This is a genomic window from Cohnella cellulosilytica (assembly GCF_042431195.1).
Taxonomy (GTDB): domain Bacteria; phylum Bacillota; class Bacilli; order Paenibacillales; family Paenibacillaceae; genus Cohnella; species Cohnella cellulosilytica.
This window is the reverse complement of the sequence record NZ_JBHMDN010000010.1, coordinates 179,055-191,199: the sequence shown is the minus strand read 5'-3', so window position 1 is coordinate 191,199 and position 12,145 is coordinate 179,055. Positions and strand designations below refer to the sequence as shown.

Annotated in this window: 9 protein-coding genes; 5 read left to right on the top strand and 4 right to left on the bottom strand. The window is 60.2% G+C overall.

Features of this window, described 5'->3' with window-relative positions; all coding sequences use genetic code 11:
- Window positions 1–120: 120 nt before the first annotated feature.
- Both ACFFT4_RS06945 and ACFFT4_RS06940 read left to right on the top strand, forming a co-directional pair.
- Window positions 121–717 (top strand): ATP-binding protein, encoded by a 597-nt coding sequence (locus tag ACFFT4_RS06945; protein ID WP_378046441.1) that lies wholly within the window; start codon window positions 121–123, stop codon window positions 715–717.
- Between the two features lie 112 nt (window positions 718–829).
- A complete protein-coding gene (locus ACFFT4_RS06940; protein WP_378046200.1) occupies window positions 830–3,871 on the top strand; it encodes an EAL domain-containing protein in 3,042 nt (1,013 codons plus the stop codon).
- 25 nt (window positions 3,872–3,896) lie between these two features.
- Here ACFFT4_RS06940 and ACFFT4_RS06935 read toward each other — a convergent pair whose 3' ends face one another.
- Entirely contained in the window at window positions 3,897–4,862 is a 966-nt protein-coding gene (locus tag ACFFT4_RS06935) for a helix-turn-helix transcriptional regulator (RefSeq protein ID WP_378046198.1), read from the bottom strand.
- A 129-nt stretch (window positions 4,863–4,991) separates the two neighbouring features.
- Here ACFFT4_RS06935 and ACFFT4_RS06930 point away from each other — a divergent pair, with 129 nt between their 5' ends.
- Window positions 4,992–5,861 (top strand): SDR family oxidoreductase, encoded by an 870-nt coding sequence (locus ACFFT4_RS06930; RefSeq protein WP_378046196.1) that lies wholly within the window; start codon window positions 4,992–4,994, stop codon window positions 5,859–5,861.
- 5 nt (window positions 5,862–5,866) lie between these two features.
- Here ACFFT4_RS06930 and ACFFT4_RS06925 read toward each other — a convergent pair whose 3' ends face one another.
- The 3 genes from ACFFT4_RS06925 to ACFFT4_RS06915 form a co-directional block, all read right to left on the bottom strand.
- Window positions 5,867–7,936 carry a multicopper oxidase family protein gene (locus ACFFT4_RS06925; RefSeq protein WP_378046195.1) on the bottom strand — a complete coding sequence of 690 codons (2,070 nt, stop codon included), beginning with the start codon at window positions 7,934–7,936 and terminating at the stop codon, window positions 5,867–5,869.
- 374 nt (window positions 7,937–8,310) lie between these two features.
- Window positions 8,311–9,180, bottom strand: a complete 870-nt coding sequence (locus ACFFT4_RS06920) for a DUF4097 family beta strand repeat-containing protein (protein WP_378046193.1) — start codon at window positions 9,178–9,180, stop codon at window positions 8,311–8,313.
- Between the two features lie 6 nt (window positions 9,181–9,186).
- On the bottom strand, window positions 9,187–9,801 hold the full coding sequence (locus ACFFT4_RS06915; RefSeq protein ID WP_378046191.1) for a DUF1700 domain-containing protein: 615 nt from the start codon (window positions 9,799–9,801) through the stop codon (window positions 9,187–9,189).
- Window positions 9,802–10,079: 278 nt separating this feature from the next.
- On the opposite strand from ACFFT4_RS06915, the gene ACFFT4_RS06910 reads away from it, so the two are divergent.
- Both ACFFT4_RS06910 and ACFFT4_RS06905 read left to right on the top strand, forming a co-directional pair.
- Window positions 10,080–11,576, top strand: coding sequence for an ABC transporter substrate-binding protein (locus ACFFT4_RS06910; protein ID WP_378046189.1), 1,497 nt, complete (start codon window positions 10,080–10,082; stop codon window positions 11,574–11,576).
- A 204-nt stretch (window positions 11,577–11,780) separates the two neighbouring features.
- The gene (locus ACFFT4_RS06905) at window positions 11,781–12,026 is read left to right on the top strand and encodes a hypothetical protein (RefSeq protein ID WP_378046187.1); all 246 of its coding nucleotides are present in this window, start codon (window positions 11,781–11,783) and stop codon (window positions 12,024–12,026) included.
- Window positions 12,027–12,145 lie beyond the last annotated feature (119 nt).

Below are 12,145 nucleotides of genomic sequence, written 5' to 3'. Positions count from 1 at the left end.
GATGTCATGGTCTATATCTATCGTATTTCAGCGCTCTCGATTTGGTGCGGCCGCAAAAGAAGGATAGACCGGACGCGGCGGCGAAAGGAACCTTAAGGAAACAGAATGCAAATGGAAGTGATGCGCATGATCATCTGGATTAACGGCGCGTTCGGCGCGGGCAAGACGCAGACCGCCTACGAGCTGCATAGAAGACTGCCGGGTTCCTACGTCTATGATCCGGAAAATGTCGGTTATTTTATTCGCAAAAATGTTCCCGGGAAAATCGCGCTCGGCGATTTTCAGGATTATCCGATGTGGCGGGACGCGAACTACGGGATGCTTAAGCATCTGGATCGGGAATACGACGGTATCGTGATCGCGCCGATGACGCTCGTCCGTCCGCCATATTTCGACGAAATCGTCGGGAGGCTGCGGGAGGACGGAGCGGAGGTGCATCATTTTGCGCTTTGCGCCGGGAAGGAGACGCTGCTGCGGCGGCTCAAAGGCCGGGGAGAGGGCAGAGAATCCTGGGCGGCCGCGCAGATCGACCGCTGCATATCGGCTCTCTCCGACGAGAGATTTAAGCACCATCTCGATACGGAGGGGTGTTCGATTGCGGACAACGCGGAACGGATTGCCGAGCTGGCGGGGGTGTCGCTGCAGCCGGACGGACGGAGCGCCGTCCGCAAGGTTTACGACCGCATTCGGACGCAAATTCGGCATATTCGGTTTTGAGACGACGTTTTTTCGCTTATTGCGGCGGAATTAAAAAGGATTTTGAAGGAAAATGTTGAAAATTGACATAATGGTTCTTTACTCGACGTAAGCAGAGAAGGCAGGGGGCATCATGATGCAGGAGTACCGGATCGGCGTGATCGCGCCGTATCTGGACGGAGAATATTACGGGAGACTGCTGCCTTATATTCAACAAGCGATACGGGAGAGGCGGTCCCGGCTGTTCGCCGTACAGGTTGCGGACGACTATTTGGGTATCGATTCGTTGGAGGAGCCGATCGCCGTCGGGCTTATCGACGCATGGATCGTCGTCCTGCCGTCCGCCAGCTCCGCGGTTTTCGAGACTCTGGATGCCGGCGGCAAGCCGTTCGTCTCCATCGGGTTTCCGTCGCCGATTCCTGCGGGCCACTCCGTGCTGGTCGAGAACCGTTCGGGCATGCGCGCGGCGGTAGAGCATCTGATCGAGCACGGGCACAAGCGGATCGCGTTCATGGGCAACCCGGGGCAATACGATCTGCATGAGCGCTACGAAGGCTATATGCAGGCGCTCGCCGAGCACGGGCTGCCGTTCGACGAACGGTTGGTCGTCCAGACCGAAGACAATCTGATGAGCGGCGGGGAGAAGGCGGCGCTGGAGCTGTTGGACCGGGGGGCGGATTTTACCGCGATTGCGGCGGCAACGGACTTCAACGCGCTTGGCGCCATCGACGGTCTGCAAGCCCGGGGGTACCGGGTGCCCCGGGATTACGCGGTCACGGGCTTCGACGATATCGGACAGTCCGCGATGAACTATCCTTCGCTCACGACGGTCCGTCAGCCGCTTGAAGCGCTGGCGAGAGAAGCGGTGAGCCGGACCTTCGAGATGCTGTCGGGACGTCCGGCGCCGGGAGAGACGACGTACGTTCCGACCTCGCTGGTCGTGAGGTCGTCGTGCTCCTGCTCGGAGAGGTCCCTGTTCCGGACGGCGGACGAATTCGACCGCTACCTGGTCGGCCTGTCGCAGATGCGGCGTTCGATTCATGCGATTACATACAACAGTCATCGAATGACCAAAGGGCTGATCAACGCGACGAGGGACGAGAGAGTCGACTTCTCCAAGCTGTTCTGGAACTTGGCGCATTGGGGCTGCCTCGCGCTCTGGGAGACGGACGAGGACGGAAACCGGCAGTTGGTCGTGCGCCAATCGTTCACCAAACGCGGAGACCCGGTGCCGGCTGTCGGCACCTCCTGTTCGTTCGAATATTTTCCGCCGCTGGAGACGCTTCCGCCGGGGACGCTGCCGGGAGGAGAAGACGTCGTCGTCATTCACCCGATCCATTCGGAGCTGCAGAACTGGGGTTACGTCGCCCTCGTCGGCCCGCTCGGCTCGAATCACTTGGCGGCCAACGATCTGTACCGGCACAGCTTCACGATTTTGGCCGTCGCGTTGGAACGCGAGCTGCTGTTCAACCGCGTCCGCTCGATCGCCGAGAAGCTGGAGATCGTCTCGAACACGACGAACGACGGCATTTGGGACTGGAACCTGGAGACGGGGAGAATCGACTGGAACATTCGCGCCCACAAAATCTTGAGCCCTTCGGCAGCCAAGCTGACCAGCGATCCCCGCTCCGTTGTGAAGCTGGTGCACCCGGAGGATCGCCGGACGATGTGGGAAGCGTTCGAGCGCGCGCGTTCCGGGGTCGATCGGCAGCCGATTCGGCTCGAGCTGCGGATTGCTGAAGGAGAGGAGAAGCGGGAGCATCCGATCTGGGTGCATCTGGCGGGCGATCTCATTCGGGGAACCTCCGGTGCCGCGGACCGCGTCATCGGATCGATCACCGACATTACGGAGAAGAAAATCAACGAAGCGAAAATCACGCAGCTGGCCTATTGGGACTCCTTGACCGGCCTGCCGAACCGGTTGCTGTTCAAGGAACAGCTCAAGGAAGCGATGGAGGAGCGCAACAAGGACGGTCTGAAGCTGGCCGTCATGATGATCGATCTGGACCGCTTCAAGATCGTGAACGATACGCTCGGCCACCAGACGGGCGATCTGCTGCTGCAGCTTGCCGCGGCCAAGCTCCAGGAATGCGTCGGGGCGCTGGGCATCGTCGCCCGGTTCGCCGGGGACGAATTCATCGTTCTGCTGTCCAGAATCGAAGGCGCGGAGGAGATCAACCGGGTCGCCGACCGGATGCTGGACATGCTGACCAAGCCGTTCGTGCTGGAAGGGCAGGAATTCTACCTGTCCGCGAGCATCGGGGCGTGCCTGTATCCCTGCGACGCGCCGGACGTCGATTCGCTGATCCGGTATTCCGACCTGGCCATGTACTATTCGAAGGAAAACGGCGGCAACCGGCTTAAGGTGTACACGCCGGCATTAAGCTCGAAGAGGGTTGAGAGGTTTAATATGGAAACGGGTCTCAGGTACGCGATGGAACGGGGCGAGCTGGCGCTCAACTTTCAGCCGCAGGTCTCCCTGGCCTCGGGCAAGGTGTACGGAGCGGAGACGCTCATTCGCTGGAGCTCGTCCGACGGCAAAACGATCCAGCCCGGCGAGTTTATTCCTCTGGCCGAGGAGACGGGGCTGATCATTCCGATCGGCCAATGGGTGCTGGAGCAGGCGTGCAGGGCTTGCCGCCGCTGGATTCATGCGGGAATGCCTTCGCTCGTCATCTCGGTCAACATCTCGGCGCTGCAGTTCCAGCAGGATAATTTTCCGGACATCGTCCGCAAGGTGCTTAAGGATACCGGGATCGCGCCGCACAATCTGTGCCTGGAGATCACCGAGCATACGGCCGTGCAGGATATGGAGCACAGCATCCGGATGCTGGGACAGCTGGTGGAGATCGGCGTCAAAATCGCGATCGACGATTTCGGGATGGGCCAGTCGTCGCTCTACTGGCTGAAGAAGCTGCCCGTGCACATCGTGAAGATCGATCCGTCGTTTATCCGGAATCTGATGGAGGATTCGGACGACGACGCGATCGCTAAGGCGGTGATCGAAATGTCGCACAGCCTGGGTCTCTCCGTTACCGCCGAGGGCGTCGAGACGGAGAGCCAGCTCCAACGTCTGCAGCAGCTTCAGTGCGACCGGATCCAGGGCTTCTTCACGGGGCGGCCGATGACTTCGGAGCAGTTTGTCGCTTATTTCCTGGAAATCGCCAACTGGTGATTGCCGGGAGGCGGCCGCGCGAGCCTTATTCCTCATACAGCGCGGCCGCGGCCAGACATTCTGCGCGCACGGCGTCGCGAAGCTCCCCGGGAGCCAACGCCTCCGCATCGCGGCCGTATTTCATGACGATGTCGCGCGCGGATTCCAGCGTGTTGAACTCGACGCTCATTTCCGCCGCTTCCCCTTCCCGCACTTCCTCCCACGAGATCGTCTTGACGAATTTTTCCCCGGAAAAGGCTTCGCGCCTTGCCGAAGACACGCGAACCCGCGCAGCATAGCGGGGGAGTGCGGCCTTGAACCGTTCCATGGAACGCTCCCAATGGGCGGCCAGATCGAAGCCTTCCGGCCTGACGAAGGTTTCTTCAAGCATCGCGGCGTCGCGCAGGCGGGACAGCCGGAACGTGCGGAACGGATCCTCCTCCCTCTCCTCCATGGCGACCAAATACCAGACGCTCGACTTGGCGACCAGACCGAGCGGCGCAACGACGCGTTCCGTCGCGTCCGCGTCCCGGCCGCCATACCCGATGCGCAGCTTGCGCTGCTCCCAGACCGCCTGCTGAACGGTCGGCAGGTGGGAGAGGCGCGAAGGGGCGGAGTGCCAGCCCGCGCCGTCGATATGGATGCGCTCCCGTGCGTACTCCGCGTCCCGGCGCACCGTCTCCGGCAGCGCCGACAGCAGCTTGCGCAACGCGGTTCCCGAAGGCTCGTTCAGACCCAAGTCGGCGACGATGCTGGAGGAGTGGAGCAGCAGCAGGGAACGAATCTCGTCGGTCGTCATTCCCGTAACCCGGTTGCGGTACCCTTCCGATAATGCCCAGCCTCCCTTGGCGCCCCGCTCCGCATAGACGGGAATGCCGGCTACGGCCAGCGCCTCCATGTCGCGCTGAACGGTTCGCTCGGAAACTTCAAGCTCGCGCGCGATCTCCCGGACCGTCATGCGCCCGCGGGATTGCAGCAGCGAGAGCAGCGCAAGCAAACGATCGGCTCTCATCGCGTGTCCTCCGTTCGATTGGAATAATCCCAGTATATCCGATTTATAGGACAACGGATGTCTTATTTCGGAGGGTATTCTTGAACTGAGCGATAAAATCATTTGCGCATAAGAGGAGGAAACGAAAAGATGAAACCGTTGGAAGGAAAAGTGGCCGTCGTCGCCGGGGCGACCAGAGGAGCGGGCCGGGCGATCGCGATTGCGCTCGGCGAGGCGGGAGCGATCGTGTACGTCACGGGAAGAAGCGTCAGGGGAGCGCCCTCCGATCTGGCAAGGCCGGAGACGATCGAGGAGACGGCCGAGCTGGTGTCCGCCCGGGGCGGCCGGGGGATTCCCGTGCGCGTCGACCATACGGAAGCGGAGCAGGTCAAGGCGTTGTTCGCACGAATCGCCGATGAACAGGCGGGAAGATTGGACATTCTGGTCAACGATATATGGGGAGGGGAGAAGCTGACGGAGTGGGGCACGCCCTACTGGGAGGGCTCGTTGGACAAGGCGCTGCTGATGCAGCGCAGAGCGGTTCACTCCCATATGATCACCAGCTATTACGGCGCGCCCCTGCTCGTCAAGAGAGGCGAAGGACTGATCGTGGAGGTAACGGACGGATTCGATTACCGTTACCGCGGCAATCTGCCCTACAGCCTGGCCAAAGTATCGGTCATCCATCTGGCGGAGGCGCTTGCCTCCGAGCTGCGCCCGCACGGCATAGCGGCGGTGTCCGTCACGCCGGGATTTCTGCGGTCGGAGGAAATGCTGGATTACTTCGGCGTTACCGAGGACAATTGGCGCGACGCGGCGGCCAAGGATCCTCATTTTCTGCAATCGGAGACGCCGTTTTTCCTCGCGCGCGGACTGGTCGCGCTCGCCGCCGATCCGGATCTGCCGAGCAAGTCGGGCAAGGCGTACACCTCATGGGGGTTGTCGGACGAATACGGCATCGAAGACGTGGACGGAAGGCATCCTCACTGGGGCAATTATGCCGCGGAGCAAGGATTCTGACGAGGCTATTCCGGGTGGTTGCCGGTTTCGCTGCCGATTTTGTACGGCGTCGTAATGCCTTCGTACATGAGATGCATCGACATGCCGACGGCCGCGTGCGTCAGATTGTGGCAGTGATCCATCCATAATCCCGGGTTGTCGGCGACGAAGCCGACCTCGTAGACTTCTCCCGGCTGGACGTCCAGCGTGTCGGAATACCAGGGGCTGCCGGTCGAGGGCTCGCCGTTGCGGGAGAGCACGAGCATGTGGTGGCCGTGCAGATGCATCGGATGATCGACGGCTCCGCGGTTGATGATCGTCGTTTTGACCAGATCGCCTTCCTGCACCATGAACATCGGGGTATTCGGGAACACTTCCCCATTAATCGTATACAAGGACCCGAATTCTCCGTTGTAAAATGCCAGCTTGTTGTCGAGAACCATCTCGAACTCGCGGTCGAAATCGCTGCTTGCCGTAATGGCGGTATCGGCGGGTTCGCCGTAATCGATCGGGTTAAACGCCGTCGTCTTAGCCGGGAGGTCGGGAACGCTTCCGGCGCCGTCCCGGCTCAGAAGCACGCCCAGCTTGCCGGAGCGGCCGACGCTGAGGAAGACGGGGGCGTCCGGCATCAGGAAGGTCAAATCCATGCGGCCGCCTGTCGTCAGCTCGATCCGCACGTCCTCCAGCTCCCGGGGCTCGTTCAGCTCGGTTCCGTCTATGGCGGCGACGCGGAACGGCGTTCCCGTCAGCGTGTAATCCTGCCGGAGCCAATCCTGGGTGTTGATCAGCCGCAGCCGCACCGGCGTTCCCGGAACGACTTTCTTGCGCTGGATGCCGCTGCGGTCGCCGATCGCCAGTCCGACGCCGTCCCAGACATGGGTCATGACGATCAGATCGTCTTCCCCCGCGCCGCTTCCTTCGGCGTTCTCGGGCTCCACGACCAGGCTGCCGAACAAGCCCTTCTTCACCGCTTCCTGGGAATGCTGGTGCGAATGATACCAGAACGTCCCCGTTTGCTCGGCGACGAAGCGATAGACGTGCTTCTGGCCCGGCATGACGGCTTCCTGCGTCGCTCCGGCCACGCCGTCCTCCGCGTTCGGCACGTCGAGCCCGTGCCAATGCACCGTCGCGCCTTCCTCGATGTCGCGGTTGACGAGCGTGACCTCTACGAGCTCGCCCTGCTTCACTCGAAGCTCGGGTCCGGGAAGCTGGCCGTTGAAGGTCCAGGCTTCGAACGGTTTTCCCGGACTCAGCTCGACCGTTTTTTTCTCCGCGGTCAGCGTGAACTTGCGGTCCGGCTCCCGGTCTCTCGGGCCGGTCAGCATGGCCAGCGACATGTCGGTCCGGGGGTCGTGGACAAGCTCCGTTCCGCCCCCGAAGTCCATCGGGCCGTCGGCCATGCTCATCTCGGCCGGAAGCCGGCTGCCGCGGCTGCCGACGATAAAGATCAGGGCGGCCGCGCCGATCACGACGCAGGAGATGCCGGCGGCGCGCAGCCATCTCGCGCGCCGCAGCGGCGAAGCGGGGGCGTCCCGCCCGCCGGCGGCGCTGTACCGCCGCTCCTGCGCGTATCCCAGAGCCGCTACGGCCGCCGCGGCCAGCAAAATCGGAACGAGTATGGGACCGAGCCGGAACGGCACCGGGGGCACGAACATGAAGTACAAGATCGTTCCGGCCCCGATCGCCGATATCCGGTAAGGCAGGACAGCCAGCGGATGGGCGGCCATCCTGCGGAATTCCGCGGGCAGCGGAGCCGCGGACACGCTGCGCGTCGCTCTCCAGAGCTTCGTCAGGCGCGGTACGGCAAGCAGCCATACGGACAGCAGAGGAATCAGCGCGAGCGGAAGATGAAGCAGTACCCGGTCTTCCCAGAAGACGGAGTTCATCGTCGCGGCCATCGTCAGAGCAGCCGCGGCGATTCCGAGCGCGGGCACGGTCAGATAGGCGGCCCAGACGATCTGCTTGCGGGTTTTGCGGTGCAGTCTTTCGGTCGATCCGCCGTACAACAGTTTGGAAGCTTTGCTTCCGGCGATCCAGGAGAGAATGAGCAGGAAGAATACGCTGGCATATGCGATGCCGGTCAGGATAGTAAACACAGGACGGCCTCCTCGTCGGTCGGTTCCGCGCGATTTCGGTTACTGTATCTATCCTACCTTCCGCATGCGCATCGGCGTAACCGTCCGGGGTTTGGAATGCGTCCCCGACTTAGGTTGGAGCTATTTCTCCGTCTTGCAGCGGGTGTCAAGACGCCGAGGAGCCGGGTATAACGGCCGGACTCGCAGCATGAAGGGGCTGTCTCCTAAGTTAGGTCGTACAAGAGGATCGATGAAAAAGAAGAAGCATCTATCTCCTGGATCGTATAGCCTCGGAAGGAGATAGATGCGACTTACATCATTCCATTGATCATCGTTCTGTACGACTCTTTGTACTTAGGAGACAGCCCCTCGGAGACCGGGAAGCCGGAAGGACGTTACCGGGAAGCTTCCTCGATCGTAATGTTCCCGCTGTCGGTTCTTACTTTGATCGTCTCGTTCGTCTCGCGTCTGGATTCGGGGGCGCGGACTCTGCCGGAATCCGCCTTCAGGTCGTACGCGCCGGGGAAGCCCGCCGGGACGCTAATGTACACGTTGCCCGAATCGACCGAGACGTTCGTATCGGAGCTGTCCAGCTTATACAGCTTGACGTTGCCGGAATCGGCCGACAGATTGGCCTTGCCGGTCATATTCTCGATCGTGATGTTGCCCGAATCGATAGACGCGGTCAGGTCGGCGGTGACGCGCTGCGCCTTGACGTTCCCGGAATCGACGTCGATCTCCAGCGTCTCGCCGGCAAACTCGCCCAAGGACAGATTGCCGGAATCGGAATCCAGCACGGCGCTGTTGATGCGGATCGCCGCGGTATTGTTCAAATCGAGATTGCCGGAGTCGAGCTTCACCTTCAAGCGATCCAGAAGCGCTTCGTCCGTAACGGATACGACGAACTGCTCGGTAGGAGGGTTGAGGCTAAAGTTGAACAGGTTCATATATCTCCGGGGCAGACGAACGAGTTCCAACTCCAGCGCGCGGTCGGAGATTTCCGTCGCTTGGACTTTCTCGACCATCTTTTCCGTTCCGCGGCCTTTGAGTTCGATCGTATTGGTGCCGTCGGTGCTTTTGACGAACGTCAAGCTGACGTTATATTCGCTCTTGATGCTCAGATCGCGAAGCTCCTCCGCGGAGAAGGTCCACTTTTTCTCGAAATCCTGCAGTTCTTTGTCCCCGGCCGTCCAATCGTGGTTCGCCGCACCCGCGATACCGATTACGATCAGGCAGAACGCCGTAAAATACCAAAATTTCCTCATCGCCGTTTATCTTCCTTTCAACGTTCTGTAATTCCACCCCGCATAGGCTTTCGCCGCGCGGAACAGTCCTCTGCCGAACAGGAGGGCCAGGTCGGCCAGAATCATTCCGATGCCGGTCATCCCCAAGCTCATCATGAGCTTGGCGTTCGTGAATTCCCCGTACAGCGACGTCTCGGCGACGAGCGCCAGCGGCGCCAGCAAGGTCGCGAGCGAGGCGACGCAGACGGAGACGAATGCCGCGAACAGCGAAGCGAATACGGGAATCATAACGAGCAGATTAAGAAAGAGCAGCAGCGCCCCTACGCCGATAAAACGGGGAACGTCGCGCCCCGCTCGATCCGGACGTCCCGGCGGAGGGAAGCCCCAAGCTTCCGGCGGCGGAACGCGGTCGGAGTATGAAGCCTGGCCGTAAGGGGCTTCGGGGCGGAGCGGCTCGAACGGCGGTTCCGACGGCGGCTGCGAAGGATAGCCCAGCTCGGCGACGATCTCCTCCTCCGTCTTGCCCTGCTCCAGACCGATGCGGAAGCACTCCTCGCAGCGGGCGAGCAGCTCGTTCCGCTCGTTCTCCGGCAGCGGCGCGAGATCGTAAAACATTTTATCCATAAATGCCGATTTATTCATGTCAGAGACTTCCTTTCGGTTGACTGCCCCCATCATAGCTTATCGTTCGCCCCGCTGTCATCAGACGAGAGGTGACGATCGACCCCGACTTAAGTTGGGGATGACGGCAGCGTGGAACGATTGCACATCATAGGACCTAACTCCCAATTCCACCATAAATCCCCGAGCCGCCTCTAAGTGTATGGTACAATATGTAAATCGGACGGCAGAGGAGGAGAAATCCGAAGCGAGCTCCGACGTTGGACAGGGATATACCATTTATAGAAGGAAGTGTGGAAATGCAATACGGTAAAAAGGTGGCGGCGGCGCTGTGCGGAGCGCTGGTCGCGGGAATCGCGGCAGGATGCAGCGGGGGCGGCAACGATACGGGGGACGGCGAGAAAACGGCGATCAAGATCATGCATTATGACGAGCGCAGCTTCTATCAGCAATACGGAATGCTGTTTTCCGCGCTGTATCCGGACGTCGAGATCGAGGTGGTGTCGACGTCGAGCGTCGCATACGAGGAAGGCAAGGACATGCAGAAGGCGATGGAGGAGTTCATCGCCGAACAGAAACCGGACGTGCTGATGCTCAGCGCGAGCGAATACTCGCGCATGGCCGGCGAAGGCAAGCTGTACAATCTCGATACCTTCATTCAGAAGGACAAGTTCGACCTGGAAGGGATCGCTCCGGGAATCGTGGAGTACATCAAGCAGCAGAGCGACGGCATTCTGTACGGTCTGGCTCCCGATTTTTACAGCCAGGCGATCTTTTATAACAAAGACATGTTCACGCAATACGGGGTTACGCCTCCTACGGACCGCATGAGCTGGGAAGAATTGCTGCAGCTCGCGGCCAGGTTTCCGACGGACGGCAGCGCCGAAGACCGCGTCTACGGTTTGAAGGTGGGCTATCAATCGGACCTCTACCAATTCGGCATGATGGTCGGCTCTTCGCTGGGGCTAAGCTACGTCAACCCGACGACCAGCCAGCTGACGATCAATTCGGATTCGTGGAAAAGGGCGTTCGAAACGGCGGATAAGGCGCTCAAATCGGGCGCACTGTACGTTGAAGATATGAACGGCGGCGGATTCTCCGGGTCGTACGAAGATTATTTGTTAAGAGACGCGTTCATCGGAGAGAGAGTCGCGATGGTGCTCGAAGGCAATTATATGATGGATCAAATCAAGGAAGCGCAGACCCGACTGAAGGACAAAGGCGTGAAAAACTGGGATATCGTGACAGTGCCGGTGAATCCGCAAACTCCCGACGAAAGCACGGCGATGTCGATCGGGCAGATCTTCGCGATCGACGCGAATTCGGCCAACCCGGAGGGCGCGTGGAAGTTTCTGAGCTACATTAACGGCGACGACTTCGCGCGGGTAACCTCCAAGCTTCGCAACGGCGGCTTCCCGGCGCGGACGAAATACATCGACAACGAAGAGGGCCGCAATATGGCGGCGTTCTACAGTTTAAAGCCGCGTACCAACGATACGTACAAGGACTTCGACAAGCTGCCGCGCGATTTCTACATGAAGTTCGACGCGTTGACGCAGCAGGAATTCCAGGGCGTGAAGGATGGCAGCGCGACGATTGCGGAAGCGCTGGACAGTCTCCAGGCCAAAGGACAGAAGATGTTGACCGAGGAAAGCGAGAAAGCCGCGACGGCCGAGCCGGGTTCGTCCTCGGAGTCGTCCTCGGGTTCGGGCGCGGCGTCGGGTTCGGTCTCGAGCTCGGGCGAGACGGTGACGATCGTGACGGAGGGCGCGTCCTCGGCGGTTCCGGCGGAGTAAGCCTATGCGAGGCTCCGGCGAGCGGAGGACGGTTGAGCGGTTGAGCAGCTTGCCGGAGCAGAGAAGGTTCGTATGCCTTCGTCATCAACGTAATGTTTATGGGGGAGCCCGTTTTTGTCCAACTTGTGAATTTTGTCTTTGAATCGTCACAGCTTTGTGATAAAATATTCACATATAGCGTTTTCACAAGGAGGTTGGACCCTCATGAAAAATAAAGAGATGGCCCGCATGTTGAAGTGGGTGGCGATGGTCGTGATCGCGGTAGGCATCGTCTGCTGCGTACTGAATATCGCGCAATTCAACGATCAGAACCTCGGCCTGATGATCGGCATCGGTTTCCTGATCGGCGGCGCGCAGATTATGCTGTTCGGCGTTGTCGCTCCGTTGATGCAGAAGAACCAGGAATCGCCGGCCTCCGCATCGCAATCCGGTTCGGAAGAGCTCGCTTAAGGCTCAAATCAGACGATAGCAGCGATAAAACGCAAGCTCAGAGGGCATGTCCCTTTTGATGCTTGCGTTTTTTTGTGCTGCGGATCAATTGACTTGCTTCAGGCTGCGGGGTCCTTGGA

What these genes read in the sequence shown, in the direction of transcription:
- ACFFT4_RS06945 (WP_378046441.1), top strand. Translation starts at nt 121, where the DNA reads ATGCGCATGATCATCTGGATTAACGGCGCGTTCGGCGCGGGCAAGACG.
- ACFFT4_RS06910 (WP_378046189.1), top strand. Translation starts at nt 10,080, where the DNA reads ATGCAATACGGTAAAAAGGTGGCGGCGGCGCTGTGCGGAGCGCTGGTC.
- ACFFT4_RS06920 (WP_378046193.1), bottom strand. Translation starts at nt 9,180, where the DNA reads ATGAGGAAATTTTGGTATTTTACGGCGTTCTGCCTGATCGTAATCGGT.
- ACFFT4_RS06935 (WP_378046198.1), bottom strand. Translation starts at nt 4,862, where the DNA reads ATGAGAGCCGATCGTTTGCTTGCGCTGCTCTCGCTGCTGCAATCCCGC.
- ACFFT4_RS06905 (WP_378046187.1), top strand. Translation starts at nt 11,781, where the DNA reads ATGAAAAATAAAGAGATGGCCCGCATGTTGAAGTGGGTGGCGATGGTC.
- ACFFT4_RS06930 (WP_378046196.1), top strand. Translation starts at nt 4,992, where the DNA reads ATGAAACCGTTGGAAGGAAAAGTGGCCGTCGTCGCCGGGGCGACCAGA.
- ACFFT4_RS06915 (WP_378046191.1), bottom strand. Translation starts at nt 9,801, where the DNA reads ATGAATAAATCGGCATTTATGGATAAAATGTTTTACGATCTCGCGCCG.
- ACFFT4_RS06940 (WP_378046200.1), top strand. Translation starts at nt 830, where the DNA reads ATGATGCAGGAGTACCGGATCGGCGTGATCGCGCCGTATCTGGACGGA.